Origin of the sequence: Rossellomorea aquimaris, from assembly GCF_020171925.1 — a bacterium.
In the GTDB taxonomy this organism is placed as follows: Bacteria; Bacillota; Bacilli; order Bacillales; family Bacillaceae_B; genus Rossellomorea; species Rossellomorea aquimaris_F.
On sequence record NZ_JAIVAR010000002.1, the window covers coordinates 1 to 15,360 of the forward strand.

Below are 15,360 nucleotides of genomic sequence, written 5' to 3' on the forward strand. Positions count from 1 at the left end.
GCTGATCTCAGGGAGCAAGCTCCCATCGATCCGCTCGACTTGCATGTATTAGGCACGCCGCCAGCGTTCGTCCTGAGCCAGGATCAAACTCTCCGATAAAAGTTTGAATAGCTCTTTTTTGTAACGATATTCGTTACGGTAAATCTAGAATTAACGTTGACGTATTGTCTTGTTTTGTTCAGTTTTCAAGGTTCAAATGGTTTCGCGCTCCGTTTGAAGCGACCTTTATAATATATCATCTTGTCCGTTTTTCGTCAACACTTTTTTATTATTTCGCAAAAACTTTTTTGTCGAATCAATATGTAATGTCTTTCGGACAACAAATAATATTATACATACTATTAAGTTGTTTAGCAAGGGGTATTTTCAAAAAAGATTACTTGCCGCCGATATTACCGGTGAAACCTTGTTACGACAGGGGCAGAAGGATTTTTTTATAACTAAAATATGAACCAAGAAGTTCTTCACCTTGGTCCATATCGTTGAAACTGGAAACTATCCCAGCACTTCTGTTATATAAATATTGCGTTCCTTGGAAAGATCCAGCAGCTCATCACGGTTATTTAGTCTAATGATCGGTTTGGTAAAGGCATTAGCTTTTTTATAGACCACTTCCCCGTAATCACCTGACGACAGCCTAACCGCCGTTCCTATGTCCAAGTCACCCGCTATCCCGATGAGCGCGTTCACTACTTTTATATCAAACTTACCGAAGAGGTCCCTGCTGATCATGTCGAGTACCTTGAAGATCGGCTGTTTGCTTCGATAAAGCCTCTCTGAGGTCATGGCATGGAATACATCCGCTATTCCGATGATCTGGGAATAGAGGTGGATCCGGTCACTTTTTTCAGATGTCGGATAACCGGTTCCATCAAATCGTTCATGATGCTGGAAGATTGCAAGCTTCGCTTCGGGCTTCAATAAAGGGGAGTCCTTCACCATTTTATAGCCATTTGCGGTATGGAGTTTGATTTCCTGGAATTCATGCTCTGAAAGGGGCCTCTCTTTATTCAGGATCGTTGAGGACACTTTGGACATTCCACAGTCCGCTAGGATACCAGCCATTGCCAGTTGATTGATCTGCCCGCTATTCAGGCCGAGCCTTTTCCCGATCATCGCACTAAGTACACCGACCGAGACCGGGTGATGATAGATATACTCTTTTTTCGTAGAGTATTGATTCAAAGAGTAGATAATCGATCTATTCTGTTGCATCAGGTCGATGAGAGGGAGGGTGATTTCCCTGATCTTGGCTAGATTGATCGGCATTCCTGATTGCCAGTTGATGAATTCCTTCTTGAACTCCTCAACGCTATTCAAATACGTTGATACCATCCCTTGATTTGGCTTCGCTTCATATATGTACTCACTGTCCACCTCTTCGCTGTCGGTCTTCGCGGCAGCCGAAGAGGAGGTCTTCGGCCTCACATTCCGTCCGTCTACCCTTGTTTTCTCTATTGTTACTTCCGTGATATTGAATGCACGAAGGATCTTTATATGTTCATCGGTCAATATCGTCTGTTTCGGAATAATTGGATTGACTGTCATCCCCATGACATCATCCTCCAGAATACAACCTGCTTGAACGTCATCACGATGTACTTTCATTTCATTGCACCTCGAATCATCCTTGTCTATTCCTTTATTTTACCAAATACTTTTCACAATAGTTTGTTTTTTAGGAAAAAATTATTATGAGATTGTAAGTCTTTTAAACATGGTGTTTACGTAAACTTGATGCTTTTGAAGAATGGAGTCAAGATTGATTTGCTCTTCAGTTGCCCGCTTTCCGCAGTATGTGAGTTAAGCCTGCTAGGGCACTGCCCTAAGGGGTTTCACCTTGCCCGCAATTTCCGCATGAGTCAGGCACCTACAGAGAAGATTAACGTTTAAAGCATTTTTTTTACGATAAAAAAAGCTATCCCTTCTGAAGAAAGCTTCATACAAGGGATAGCTTTTATTAAACATTATTCTTCTGAATCGCCCTCAGTTTCAACATGTTCGATTGCTTCATGTTCTCCTTCAGCCGTTTCGACTGGTGCTGCTGTCTCTTCTTCTTCTTCTTTTTCCACCTTGGCTACCGTGGAAACAAATTCATTCTCTTGAAGTCTGATGAGTTTCACACCTTGTGTGTTACGGCCGGTTGTCGAGATATCTTTGACATCCATACGGATGAGGACTCCCTGTGCGGTGATGATCATGAGATCTTCTTCGCCCGTGACAGCTTTCACTGATACGAGCTCACCGTTACGGTCCGTAATATTACATGTTTTCAGCCCTTTCCCGCCACGGGTCTGGACTCGATATTCACTAGCCGGTGTCCGTTTACCAAAACCGTTGACGGTAACGACGAGGATATCATTTTTCTCATCAAGGATTTCCATGCCTACGACATAGTCATCACCGGAAAGCGTGATTCCCTTGACTCCGGTTGCTGTTCGTCCCATTGAACGGACATCTGTTTCAGGGAATCGGATCAGCATCCCTTTCTTCGTCCCGATGATCATATCCTTCTCGCCATCAGTCAGCTTAACGGAAATCAATTCATCATTCTCTTTCAGATTGATGGCAATGAGTCCGTTCGTACGGATATTGGCGAAATCGGAAACAGGCGTACGCTTCGAGATCCCCTGCTTCGTCGTGAAGAATAGATACCAGTCATCAACGAATTCTTCGATGCGGATCATCGCGTTGATCCATTCGTCCTTCTCCACGCCTAGCATGTTGATGATCGGAAGTCCTTTAGCCGTACGGCTGAATTCAGGGATTTCATATCCCTTTGCACGATACGCCTTCCCTTTATTCGTGAAGAACAGGATCGTGTCATGGGTGGATGTTGTCAGGAGATGCTCCACAAAATCATCGCCTGTCGTGCCCATCCCTTGAATTCCTCTTCCTCCGCGTTTTTGGCTGCGGTATGTTGAAACAGGAAGACGTTTGATGTAGCCGTTATGCGTGAGGGAAACCACGATGTTTTCCCGTGGGATCAAGTCCTCATCTTCAATGTTCTCGATTCCGCCCGCTACGATTTCAGATCTTCTGTCATCATTGAAGCGCTCTTTGATTTCCAGAAGCTCTTCACGGATAATTTCAAGGACTTTTTCATCATCAGCAAGGATCGCTTTCAATTCAGCGATCAGCTTCACAAGCTCTTGGTATTCGTCTTCGATCTTCTCGCGCTCTAAACCTGTCAAGCGCTGTAGACGCATATCAAGGATTGCTTGTGCTTGTTTATCGGATAATGAGAATTGCTCCATCAACCCTTGTTTCGCAAGCTCGGTCGTTTGAGAGCCGCGGATGAGGGCGATGATTTCATCAATATGATCAAGCGCAATGCGCAGACCTTCCAAGATATGTGCACGTGCTTCCGCTTTACGCAATTCGAACTCGGTTCTTCTGCGGATGACGACGCGTTGATGTTCCAGGTACTCTACCAGGCACTGCTTCAAGTTCAATACCTTCGGCTGGCCATTTACAAGGGCCAAGAGATTGATACCAAAGCTTGTCTGAAGGGCCGTCTGTTTGTAAAGATTGTTCAATAGCACATTGGCATTGGCATCCTTGCGAACCTCGATGACGATGCGCATTCCATTACGGTCGGATTCATCGCGCAGGTCGGTGATTCCGTCGATTTTCTTATCACGAACAAGGTCTGCGATCTTTTCGATCAGCTTCGCTTTATTCACTTGATAAGGAATCTGATGAACGATGATCGTTTCTTTGCCATTGCTCTTCTGTTCGATTTCAACGCGGGCACGCATCGTGATCGAACCCTTACCTGTTTCGTAGGCACGGCGGATCCCGCTTCTGCCGACAATCAATCCAGCAGTAGGGAAATCAGGGCCATGGATATATTCCATCAATTCCTGGATCGTGATTTCCGGATCTTTACTGAGTGCCATGATTCCGTCAATGACTTCCCCTAGATTGTGAGGTGGGATATTCGTTGCCATCCCGACCGCAATCCCTGAGGAGCCGTTGACCAATAGGTTAGGGAAACGGGCCGGCAAGACTTCCGGTTCACGTTCCGTACCGTCATAGTTATCTTTATAGTCGATGGTATCTTTATTGATATCACGGATTAATTCCATTGAGATCTTGGACATGCGCGCTTCTGTATAACGCATCGCTGCCGCTGCATCCCCATCGACGGAACCGAAGTTACCATGGCCGTCCACGAGCATATAGCGATAGTTGAAGTCCTGCGCCATACGGACCATTGTGTCATACACCGCTGAGTCACCGTGCGGGTGATACTTACCGATTACTTCACCGACGATACGGGCGGATTTTTTGTATGCTTTGTCTGCCGTCATGCCAAGGTCGTTCATGGCATAAAGGATACGGCGGTGAACTGGCTTCAATCCATCGCGCGCATCCGGAAGGGCACGGGATACGATGACACTCATTGCATAATCAAGGAAGGATGAGCGCATCTCATTGCTTATATTAATCTCTTTAACATTGGAACTTGGTGTTTCTGCCATAGTGTAAGGGACCTCCTTTTGAAGAAAGATTTGGACCTTTCTCTTTGTTAACCTTGTCCGCTATGTAAAAGACAGGATAGATTGGTGTGTCTATCCTGTTTTTCTCAAAAATGTTCTGTTAAAACGGGCCCGTTGATTTCCGCTCCGGGCGCACGCTTTCCGCGGGGCGGGCGGTGCACCTCCTCGGCGCTATGCGCCTGTTGGGTCTCACCTGTCCAGCATTTCCCGCAGGAGTCGAGCGCCATCCGCTCCAATCAACTTAGTAGTATAGCCAAAGATCGCCCTGATCATTTGCTACACATCTATTACAAAATCAAAACCAACTTAGATATCCAAATTCTTAACGTAAGCTGCATTCTCTTCGATGAAGTTACGTCTTGGTTCTACTTTGTCACCCATGAGGATTTCGAAGGTTTCGTCGGCTTCGATGGCGTCCTGCAGGCTTACTTGCAGGAGGGTCCTTGATTCTGGATCCATGGTCGTTTCCCATAATTGATCCGGATTCATCTCCCCTAGACCTTTGTAACGCTGGATACCAGGTTTCGGTGTAGGTGGGATTTCCGCAAGGATGCGATCGAGCTCTTTGTCGTTGTATGCATATTCGATTTTCTTGCCTTGCTGGATCTTGTACAACGGCGGCTGCGCGATGTAGACGAATCCAGCTTCGATGATCTTCCTCATGTAACGATAGAAGAACGTCAATAGCAGTGTACGGATGTGGGCGCCATCGACATCGGCATCGGTCATGATGACGATCTTATGATACCTTGCTTTCGTGATGTCGAAGTCTTCCCCGATTCCTGTACCGAGTGCCGTGATGATGGCCCTGACCTCATTGTTTGAAAGGATCTTATCAAGGCGTGCCTTCTCAACGTTGATGATCTTACCGCGCAGTGGCAGGATCGCCTGGAAGTGACGGTCACGGCCCTGCTTGGCAGATCCACCCGCTGAGTCACCCTCAACGACATAGATTTCACTGATGCTTGGATCCTTTGATGAACAATCGGCCAATTTACCAGGAAGGCTCGAAATTTCCAACGCACTCTTACGGCGTGTCAGTTCCCTTGCTTTCTTCGCAGCCATACGGGCACGGGCAGCCATGAGGCCTTTTTCGACCACTTTCCTTGCGACGACCGGATTTTCCAGCAGGAACGTTTCCAAGTGCTCAGAGAAGAGGGAGTCCGTGATGGTCCTTGCCTCTGAGTTCCCAAGCTTTGTCTTCGTCTGTCCTTCAAACTGAGGGTCCGGGTGCTTGATCGAGATGATGGCCGTCAATCCTTCACGTACATCCTCACCGGAAAGGTTGGCGTCACTTTCCTTGAACACGTTGTTCTTACGGGCATAGTCATTGATGATCCGCGTCAAAGCCGTCTTGAACCCGGATTCATGAGTACCACCTTCATGGGTATTGATGTTATTCGCAAAGGAATAGATGTTGCTGGCAAAGCCGTCATTGTATTGAAGGGCGATTTCAACCGTGATCTCGTCCTTTTCGCCTTCGATGAAGATCGGTTCTTCATGGATGACTTCTTTTGAACGGTTAAGGTGCTCTACGTAAGATTTAATTCCACCCTCATAGAGGTAATCCTTTCGCTTCCCTTCGCCGCGCTTGTCTTCGATGCTTAACTGGATGCCTTTATTCAGGAAAGCCAATTCGCGAATACGGTTCGCGAGTGTCTCGAAGTCATATTCAGTCGTTTCCGTGAAGATTTCAGGATCAGGCGTGAAGTGGATGACCGTTCCCGTCTTGTCCGTTTCGCCGATGACCTTAAGATCAAAGCTTGGAACCCCTTTTTCAAACTTTTGATAATGGATTTTCCCGTCGCGGTGGACATACACTTCAAGTTCAGTGGAAAGCGCATTGACGACCGAAGCCCCAACGCCGTGGAGACCACCAGAAACTTTATATCCGCCTCCACCGAATTTACCGCCTGCATGGAGTACGGTCATGATGACCTCTACCGCAGGGCGTCCCATCTTTTCATGAATCCCGACCGGAATCCCGCGGCCGTTATCGGTAACCGTGATGCTGTTATCTTCCTCGATGATGACTTCGATTTCGTTACAATGTCCAGCGAGCGCTTCATCGATACTGTTGTCCACGATTTCCCATACCAAGTGATGAAGGCCTTTACCGCTTGTTGAACCAATGTACATTCCCGGTCGTTTTCGAACGGCTTCGAGTCCTTCTAGAACCTGAATCTGATTTTCATCATAGGATTGACCTTGTGCTTGTTTTTGTTCCATAGCCATGCCGATTCACCTACACTTTCTTACCTTTCGGACTTGTATTCCTATAATAAATTCTCATAGTTTGAGTATTTCTTTGATCGTTTCTTGAGCGTGCTTGATGCCAATGGAGACAGATACAATTGATCCTTCGTAATAACGAGAGATTTATATGAACCCTTTGCAAGATTCCAAAGGTGATTATCTTTATTTTTTAAAAAAAGCTGCAGTTCTTCTGAAAACTGTACGGTATCCCGATCGATGATTGCGATGATATCATCCGTTCGTACCATGACATCTTCTCCGACATGAATGTACAAGGTACCACCTCATTTCAGTCTTTTCATAGTTCCCGCTTCCACTTCGAATGTCGTTGCCTCGTTCAGTGTCCGATGATCGATCCCGTCCACATTGGTCGTGGTGACGAATGTCTGCACCTTGCCTTGTATGGTATTGAGCAAGTGGGATTGTCGATAATCATCAAGCTCCGATAACACATCATCGAGGAGCAGGATCGGATATTCCTTAATTTCTGAATGGATGAGCTCGATTTCTGCCAGTTTCACAGAAAGGGCTGTCGTCCGCTGCTGTCCCTGGGAACCGAACGTCTGAACATCACGTCCGTTCACAATGAACTGCAGGTCATCCCGATGCGGTCCTGAAAGGGTGACGCCCCGATCGATTTCACGCTCGCGGATCCCTTCAAATTTTCGTTCGTATACCTCTACCATTTTCGACCATTCTTGATCATCTGATACATCCAAAGAAGGTTTATAAAGGATTTCGAGCGTCTCGAGGTTCCTTGATATCCCTGAATGGATCGGTTTCGCCCAGCTTTCGAGAAGCTGTACGAATTCAAACCGCTTCTTCACGATTTTGACTGCCACCTCGATGAATTGCTCGGTGAGGACATCAAGCATCGTTTGATCCGTCTGTTTTCTCGTCTGCAGAAGTTTTAAATAATGATTCCGCTGCTGTAATATTTTTTGGTAAAGACTGATATCATGTAAGTAAACCGGCGAAACCTGCCCGATTTCCATATCAATAAAACGACGCCTTACTTGAGGGCTCCCTTTGACAAGATGGAGATCTTCAGGCGCGAACATGACAACATTCATATTACCGACGTATTGACTGAGTTTCTGTTGTTCAAGGTGATTGCACTTTGCTTTCTTGCCCTTTTTCGACAGGACGAGCTCCAGTGGCAATCCTCCGTTATGCTTTTGAATCCTACCTTTTATTTTAGCATATTCCTCGTCCCAACGGATTAAATCTTTATCATTTGACGTCCGGTGGGATTTCGCCATCGCAAGGACATAGATGGACTCCATGATGTTTGTCTTTCCCTGGGCATTCTCCCCGAGGATGACGTTTACCTTGTTCTCGAAATCCACCTCGATCGATTCGTAGTTCCGATAATTCTTTAATTCCAACTGTTCAATATACATGGACATAACATCCTTTATTATTCTCCAGCAACCACAAAGACCCCTACTTCCGGAATTTCAACTTTATCCCCGACCGTAAGTTTCCTTCCTCTTCTCTGGTCTTGTTCACCATTTATGTATACTTCGTACTCACTTAAAAACCATTTCGCCATACCTCCGGATTGAATGACATCGGCAAGTTTCAGGAACTGTCCCAATGTAATATTCTCCGTCGAAATCGTGACCGTTTGTTTCACTAAAATCACTACTTTCCGTATAAAGTCTCTAATACCTTATTTTACTCTAAATGAGGACAAGTCACAACTAACGAAAAGTGGCAGGATTTTCGAGGCGGGTAAAGAAGGGGGCACGGAGGGGATTCAGCGACTCAATCGCAGGTGAATAAATCCAGGAAGAACAATGTGACAGGATTCCACATACTTCGCATCCTCCTGCCATAACATTTAAAAAAGTTTATTTTTTATAAAAGAAAAAGCCGACACCTCTCAAGGGAGGTATCAGCCTCTATCAAACTTAGTATGTTCTAACCGGCAAGATCAATTGAAGGATGGAATCATCATGAAGCGGTTTTAACACAAATGGTCTCATCGCTCCCGTGAAGTTCACATGAATTTCCGTCCCTTCGATCGCTTTCAAGGCATCCATCATGTACTTCGCACTGAACGAGATCTTCAGTTCTTCACCTTCGATCGATTGACTTTGGACCTGTTCAATGACTTTACCGATTTCAGGGGTATTGGAGGAAACCTCGATCATTCCGCCTTCAAGCGTCGAAAGCTTCACGACGTTATTTCGACCTTCCCTCGCAAGCAAGGATGCACGATCGATCGCCTGAAGGAATTCTTTCGTCGCAAGCGTCAATTCCGTTTTGGAATCGGACGGGATCAAACGGCTAGTATCCGGGTAGTTCCCCTCAAGCAATCTTGAGAAGAATAGAAGATGCTTCGCTTTGAACAGCACCTGATTCTCCGTAATGACGATTTCTACAGGCTCGTCCGTATCATCAAGGATTTTATTCAATTCATTCAAACTTTTACCAGGAATGACAATGTTATAAGACGTTTCATCGTTCGTTTCGATCGGCGCCTTCCTCATTGCAAGCCTGTGACTATCTGTTGCAATACAGCTCAATTCGCCGTTTTCAATCTGACAGTTTACACCTGTCAAGATAGGGCGTGTTTCTGAGGTGGACACTGCGAAGACCGTCTGTCTGATCATGGTTTTCAGAAGGTCGGTCGATACTTTGATTCCATTCCCCTCCTCGATTTGAGGCAGGTGAGGATATTCTTCCGGATCCAATCCATTCAGGTTGAATTCAGCTTTTCCGGAACGGATGACGGTTTGGAAATGATTCTGGACTTCGATTTCAACCGTATCCTTCGGAAGTTTCTTAACGATTTCACTGAAGAACTTGGCTTGAAGGACGATTCCACCCGTTTCTTGGATTTCTACAATATCGGTTCCTTCTTCTTCAGCAGGGATAAAGGATTCGATCGAAATATCGGAGTCAGATCCTGTCAATGTCACTCCGTCTTCTGTCGCGATGATTTTGATTCCAGTAAGGATCGGGATCGTTGTTCTGGACGTCACGGCTTTCATGACATCTTGGACGCTTTGGACAAGGTCGTCCCTCTGAATAACAAATTTCATGATTATTTCCTCCAATTTGCACATAATTTTTAGGACTGAATCATATATTAATAATTTATTTAAAAATAGTAATAGTACTAGTAGGGCCTGTTGATATGTGGATAAGTGTGTGAATTGAACGGAAACACAGCCTATCCACATGTGGACAGACTGTGTGCTAATTGGTCTGGGTTATCAACAGTATTCACTTTTAGGGTGGGATCCATCATTAAGATAAAACCCTTGAATGCCGCATTTGATTTCCGTGCAGGACTTCGCTTTCCGCGGGCGAGCGGTGAGCCTCCTCGGCTTCGCCTGCGGGGTCTCTCCTGCTTCGCTATTCCCGCAGGAGTCTTCGTCCTGCACTCCAATCAAATGCTGGATTGGGTTGGAAAGTTTATTGAGTCCCTAAAAAGAGCCTTTGCAACACTAGTATTAAATGTTTTCGAGATCTACCCTGACTAATTTATCTTTTCATTACTTTCATCACTTCAACGAGTCCCTGATTTCTTTCAGCTGCTGCTGGAGGACGGCGTCTGCTCCTAGGAGTGTGCTGATTTTTTCGTGGGCGTGGATGACGGTTGTGTGGTCACGGCCGCCGAATTCCTCGCCGATTTTAGGCAGGGACGAATCGGTCATTTCCCTTGAGAGATACATGGCGATCTGACGAGGGAAGGCAATGGATTTCGTCCGCTTCTTTGCTTTGAAGTCCTCGATTTTCACATTGAAATGCTCGCCGACGACACGCTGGATCTCCTGGATCGTGATGACCTTCGGCTTGGAGCTTGGGATGATGTCCTTCAATGCTTCTGCCGCGAGATCTGCATTGATATCCTTGTTGATCAGCGAAGAATAGGCCACGACCCTGATCAAGGCGCCTTCGAGCTCACGGATATTCGTGTCGATCTGGTTCGCGATATATAGCATCGCCTCATTCGGGATATCCAAGCCTTCAGCCTTCGCCTTTTTCCTTAAAATCGCAATCCTCGTTTCCAGGTCTGGAGGAGTGATGTCGGTGATAAGGCCCCATTCGAAGCGGGAGCGCAGGCGATCTTCCAGTGTCGGGATCTCTTTAGGAGGGCGGTCACTGGAAATGACGATCTGTTTGCTTTCTTCATGCAATGTATTGAAGGTATGGAAAAATTCCTCTTGTGTCTGTTCTTTGCCGGCAAGAAACTGAATATCATCGATCAGCAGCACATCGACGCTGCGGTATTTGTTCCTGAAATCGACTGCTTTGTTATCACGGATCGAGTTGATGAACTCATTCGTGAACTTCTCGGAAGACAAGTAGACCACTTTGGCAGCCGGATTATGTTCAAGCACATAATGGCCGATCGCATGCATCAAGTGAGTCTTTCCAAGTCCAACTCCCCCATAGATGAATAAGGGATTATAAGCTTTGGCGGGAGCTTCGGCCACTGCCAAGGATGCGGCATGGGCAAAGCGGTTGCCAGAGCCGATGACAAATGTATCGAAAGTATATTTAGGATTCAGCATGTTCTGATTGAGATCATACTGGTCATCCTCTTTTGATGATTTCTTGGGTGGTACTGGAATATCAAATTCTTCCGGCTCTTGATTTTGGGGAATAATGAATTTAACGACCAGCTCTTCTCCCGTTATGTCATACAGGACCCCGGAAATAAGCTGGGAGTAGCGGCCTTCGAGCCAATCCCGAGCAAATTCATTCGGAGCCGTAATCACAAGAGTGTCACCTTGAATGGAGTGTGCCTTCGTCGATTTCAACCAAGTATCGAAACTTGGCTTACTGATTTTCTTTTCAATATTTTCTAAGGCCTTGCTCCAAAGATCCCCGATATTCTCCAAACCTGATCCCTCCTTTTCTCTATTATTGTCGATCATGAGCACTAGAATCCTTAAGCGGTCTTGGTACGCAGACATCATCAGTTGCCTCTCCAATACATTGCAGGATCTGGGCAGTGCTCGTCCGGTTTCTCTTTTGTACAACCTCTGTATAACCTGTTCACGTGTTAAAACGTTCTATTTTATAAAAATGCAAAGGACTGAATGTGGAAAATATATATAATAAGGAAAGAAAATGGTCAGTCGACAATATCCACCACTTGTGGACAAGGTTTTACAAACCATCTGAATAAGTTACCCACACGATATCCACATTTTGTGGATAAGTAAATTACGTAATTGCAGTTATCAAGAGTGAAAACACAATAATCATATCAAAATATCCTTAGGGGTGCAATGGTTTTTAAATTTTATCCACAACCCCCATCCCTTGTGGAATTTAATTGTCCACAAGGGTAGAACTTGTGAAAAACCTGTCAATAGGTGCTGTGGATAATTAAAAATCATGTCGAAAACTATCCACAGTGAGATTTTTGGGGTGATGGGGGAGATTTTGTAGAAGGGTATTGAGGTAGCAAAATGGATTTAGGATGTTAGTTAGCATTCACTGTAAAATGACGCTTATTAGTTCCGTGCAAGAAAGCTAATTCTTCGATCGTTTCTTCATCCAGCAATAAATAAGTGATTGGAATGGACTCAATTGGGCAACCCGTAGGATTCACTTGATCACTTTTAAAGCATAAAATCGCCACTACCAGAAATTCACTCCTTTATAAAGAGGAAAAGAGCTATAACTATTTGGGGGGAATTGGTGAGGTTGTGTTTACAATTTGATGTAGATGTCTAAGGAATGATTTCTCACAGTTAACTTGTATTTTTCTGCATTAAATTGCTTAAGAAGGACTTCATTATAGAAAATGAAGATTAGTCTTGTAGAAATTATTATAAAATTTTAGGGGATGACCGCTTGCAGAGTTAGGAAATCAACAGCGGTATTATAAATTGTCACTACTAATAAAAGTAGAAAGATTTTCTCTTTTAATCAGACCCTATTAGATGTGGAATAAAAATCATGACAGCTATGTGCTAGTCTCGGATCTCGAATTCTTACCCGCGGAAAGCAAATGCCTGGAGCGCAATTGAACGGTTAGTGATCGTAGGAGCTAACCGTTTTTAAAAAGTAAACCAAATAACTAGCAAATTTTAGATATCCAAAAATAAAATGATCAGAGTGTTGACTTTTTATGGTTGTCGTCTTTATAATAGTGGAGAATGTCTTTAACTTATGAAGATGAACCCTTCAGGGAGGTGTCAATAGATGAAAAGAACGTTTCAACCAAATAAACGTAAAAGAAGTAAAGTACACGGTTTCCGTGCACGTATGAGCTCTAAAAACGGACGTAGAGTTTTAGCTCGTCGTCGTGCTAAAGGAAGAAAAGTATTATCTGCTTAGACCACTGAACTGACTCAGTGGTCTTTTTTTCTAGTAACTGGACATAATGATTAAGATCTTTAAATAAATGAAAGACTTATGGAAAAACCAAAAAATAGGTGTGGCTTATGCGTAAAGAACAAAGAGTGAAGAAAAACAAAGAATTTCAAGAGATATTTAAACGAGGAACATCATTTGCAAACAGGCAATTTGTTCTTTATTCCTTAAAGCAGCAAGAAGACCAGCCTTTCCGGATCGGGATCTCCGTTAGCAAGAAAATCGGGAATGCCGTTTGCCGGAACCAAATCAAACGGTATGTGAGGCAGGCTTTCCTTGAGCTGCGTGAAGACATTCAAGATCAGCACGATTATTTGATCATCGCCAGAAAACCGGCGGCCGATATGAATTACCATGAAGTAAAAAGCAGTCTTACCCATGTTTTAAAAAGAGGGAAAGTATTGAAAAAGTCTTCTATTGGCAAAAATGATAGGAAAAAGTAAAAAAGTATTTATAATTTAGACATGTTTCAACATCACAAGACTTTGAAAAGATGTTACAATACGAGAGATTGCACTTTTGTAAGCGTGTTAAGGGGACATGTCCTTGACTATTAGTAGAGACTCTTTTTTTTTCATATAAAGTTGCCGGACTTTACGAGTGATTTCACGTAATGACAGAAACATATATGAAAGGAGTCCAGCAGAACATATTAGTTGGGAGGAAAATTAGGGTGAAAAAGAGAATGATAGCCCTTATGGCAATTATTGGGCTAATGGCACTTTTATCAGGCTGTTCGGAATATAATCAGCCCATAACACCTGAAAGTACAGGGTTCTGGAATGAATATATCGTTTGGCCGCTATCACAATTAATCACGATGGTTGCAGATTGGTTCAACGGTTCTTACGGTTTGGCCATCATCATCGTAACGTTGATCATCCGTTTAGCCATCTTACCTTTAATGATCAAACAAACGAAAAATTCTAAAGCCATGCAGGCATTGCAGCCGGAAATGAAAAAGCTGCGTGAAAAATACAGTTCCAAAGATGCTCAAACTCAACAAAAATTACAACAGGAAACAATGGCATTGTTCCAATCTCATGGGGTCAATCCTTTAGCGGGATGTTTCCCACTGATCGTCCAAATGCCGATCCTGATCGGTTTTTACCATTCAATCGTTCGTACGAGAGAAATTGCAGAACATAATTTCCTTTGGTTCGACCTCGGTGAAAGAGATATTATCTTAGCCGTTGTGGCCGGTATTACAACGTTCATCCAGCAAAAGCTGATGATGGCTGGTACGGCAGATCAAAATCCTCAAATGGCAATGATGCTTTACATCATGCCGGTGATGATCGTGATCTTTGCCATCAACTTCCCGTCAGCCCTTGCATTGTACTGGGTAATCGGTAATATCTTCATGATCGTTCAAACGTACTTCATCAAAGGTCCGGATATCAGGGAAGTACAAGCGGCGAAAGCCAAAGCTGGTGGTTCGGGAGGAAAGAAAAAGTGAGAGAAGTGAAAGCGACTGGTCAAACGGTTGAAGAAGCCATTGAATCAGCCTTGTCTCAACTGAACATCACCAAAGAAGAAGCAGAAATTCAAGTGTTAGATCAAGGTAAAAAAAGCCTGTTCGGCCTATTCGGTGGAAGACCGGCAGTCGTTCAGGTGACAAAAGCCATCAACCCGGTCGAGGAAGCGAAAAACTTCCTCATCTCGGTGGCCCGAGAAATGGGCGTGGAAGCTTCCGTTGAAGTCAAACAGAATGGAAGAGATGTCGAATTCAGTTTGTCCGGTGAAAAAATGGCACTGTTGATCGGGAAAAGGGGACAAACCTTGAATGCCCTTCAGCATTTGACGCAACTCGCCGCGAACAAAGTTTCCGATCAGTTCCTTACCATCCTGTTGGATGCAGAAAACTATCGGGAGCGCCGCCGCCAAACATTGACCAACCTGGCAGAGCGACTTGCCGACAAAGCGCTTCGAACGAACCGCCCCGTTTCATTGGAACCGATGCCTTCTTATGAAAGGAAAGTGATCCACTCCGCATTGGTACATGCGAAAAAAGTGGACACTTATTCCGAGGGCAGGGAACCGAACCGGTATATTGTGATCGCACCGAAATAAGCGTTGGTGGAGACGATTCCTTTTGGAGGGATCGTCTTTTTTTGGTTGATGAGGTGGATGCGGTATGTTCGGGGCGTGGGCGTGGCGTGTGGCCTGCGGAATTTGTTAGTTAATGTCGGAATGTCGGTTTTGATAATAAAATCGTATTTTTGATAATAAACTTCCCCCTTTTGATAAT

General features: G+C 44.6%; 12 protein-coding genes and 1 rRNA gene. 4 read left to right on the forward strand and 9 right to left on the reverse strand.

Features of this window, described 5'->3' with window-relative positions:
- The 9 genes from LCM10_RS07720 to dnaA form a co-directional block, all read right to left on the reverse strand.
- Nucleotides 1–99: ribosomal RNA gene (locus LCM10_RS07720) — 16S ribosomal RNA — on the reverse strand; the annotation flags it as partial.
- A gap of 396 nt (nucleotides 100–495) precedes the next feature.
- Nucleotides 496–1,608, reverse strand: a complete 1,113-nt coding sequence (locus LCM10_RS07725; protein WP_224875673.1) for an HD-GYP domain-containing protein — start codon at nucleotides 1,606–1,608, stop codon at nucleotides 496–498.
- A gap of 359 nt (nucleotides 1,609–1,967) precedes the next feature.
- The gene (gyrA, locus tag LCM10_RS07730) at nucleotides 1,968–4,487 is read right to left on the reverse strand and encodes a DNA gyrase subunit A (protein ID WP_224875674.1); all 2,520 of its coding nucleotides are present in this window, start codon (nucleotides 4,485–4,487) and stop codon (nucleotides 1,968–1,970) included.
- A gap of 324 nt (nucleotides 4,488–4,811) precedes the next feature.
- Nucleotides 4,812–6,734: a DNA topoisomerase (ATP-hydrolyzing) subunit B gene (gene gyrB / locus LCM10_RS07735; protein WP_224876374.1), complete on the reverse strand. Its 1,923-nt coding sequence runs from the start codon at nucleotides 6,732–6,734 to the stop codon at nucleotides 4,812–4,814.
- Between the two features lie 47 nt (nucleotides 6,735–6,781).
- Nucleotides 6,782–7,036 carry an extracellular matrix regulator RemB gene (gene remB, locus LCM10_RS07740; RefSeq protein WP_224875675.1) on the reverse strand — a complete coding sequence of 85 codons (255 nt, stop codon included), beginning with the start codon at nucleotides 7,034–7,036 and terminating at the stop codon, nucleotides 6,782–6,784.
- Nucleotides 7,037–7,045: 9 nt separating this feature from the next.
- Nucleotides 7,046–8,164: a DNA replication/repair protein RecF gene (recF, locus tag LCM10_RS07745; protein ID WP_224875676.1), complete on the reverse strand. Its 1,119-nt coding sequence runs from the start codon at nucleotides 8,162–8,164 to the stop codon at nucleotides 7,046–7,048.
- A gap of 17 nt (nucleotides 8,165–8,181) precedes the next feature.
- Nucleotides 8,182–8,400, reverse strand: a complete 219-nt coding sequence (gene yaaA, locus LCM10_RS07750) for a S4 domain-containing protein YaaA (protein ID WP_224875677.1) — start codon at nucleotides 8,398–8,400, stop codon at nucleotides 8,182–8,184.
- A 277-nt stretch (nucleotides 8,401–8,677) separates the two neighbouring features.
- Nucleotides 8,678–9,814: a DNA polymerase III subunit beta gene (gene dnaN, locus LCM10_RS07755; protein WP_224875678.1), complete on the reverse strand. Its 1,137-nt coding sequence runs from the start codon at nucleotides 9,812–9,814 to the stop codon at nucleotides 8,678–8,680.
- 465 nt (nucleotides 9,815–10,279) lie between these two features.
- Entirely contained in the window at nucleotides 10,280–11,623 is a 1,344-nt protein-coding gene (gene dnaA / locus LCM10_RS07765; RefSeq protein WP_224876375.1) for a chromosomal replication initiator protein DnaA, read from the reverse strand.
- Nucleotides 11,624–12,938: 1,315 nt separating this feature from the next.
- Between dnaA and rpmH the strand changes: the two genes are divergently transcribed.
- The 4 genes from rpmH to jag all read left to right on the forward strand — a co-directional run bounded on the left by rpmH (nucleotide 12,939) and on the right by jag (nucleotide 15,182).
- A complete protein-coding gene (gene rpmH, locus LCM10_RS07770; protein ID WP_224875679.1) occupies nucleotides 12,939–13,073 on the forward strand; it encodes a 50S ribosomal protein L34 in 135 nt (44 codons plus the stop codon).
- Nucleotides 13,074–13,180: 107 nt separating this feature from the next.
- Nucleotides 13,181–13,552: a ribonuclease P protein component gene (gene rnpA, locus LCM10_RS07775; RefSeq protein ID WP_224875680.1), complete on the forward strand. Its 372-nt coding sequence runs from the start codon at nucleotides 13,181–13,183 to the stop codon at nucleotides 13,550–13,552.
- A gap of 230 nt (nucleotides 13,553–13,782) precedes the next feature.
- Nucleotides 13,783–14,568 carry a YidC family membrane integrase SpoIIIJ gene (gene spoIIIJ, locus LCM10_RS07780; RefSeq protein ID WP_224875681.1) on the forward strand — a complete coding sequence of 262 codons (786 nt, stop codon included), beginning with the start codon at nucleotides 13,783–13,785 and terminating at the stop codon, nucleotides 14,566–14,568.
- Nucleotides 14,565–15,182 carry an RNA-binding cell elongation regulator Jag/EloR gene (gene jag, locus LCM10_RS07785; RefSeq protein WP_224875682.1) on the forward strand — a complete coding sequence of 206 codons (618 nt, stop codon included), beginning with the start codon at nucleotides 14,565–14,567 and terminating at the stop codon, nucleotides 15,180–15,182. Before spoIIIJ ends, jag begins: the two co-directional genes overlap by 4 nt.
- Nucleotides 15,183–15,360: the final 178 nt, after the last annotated feature.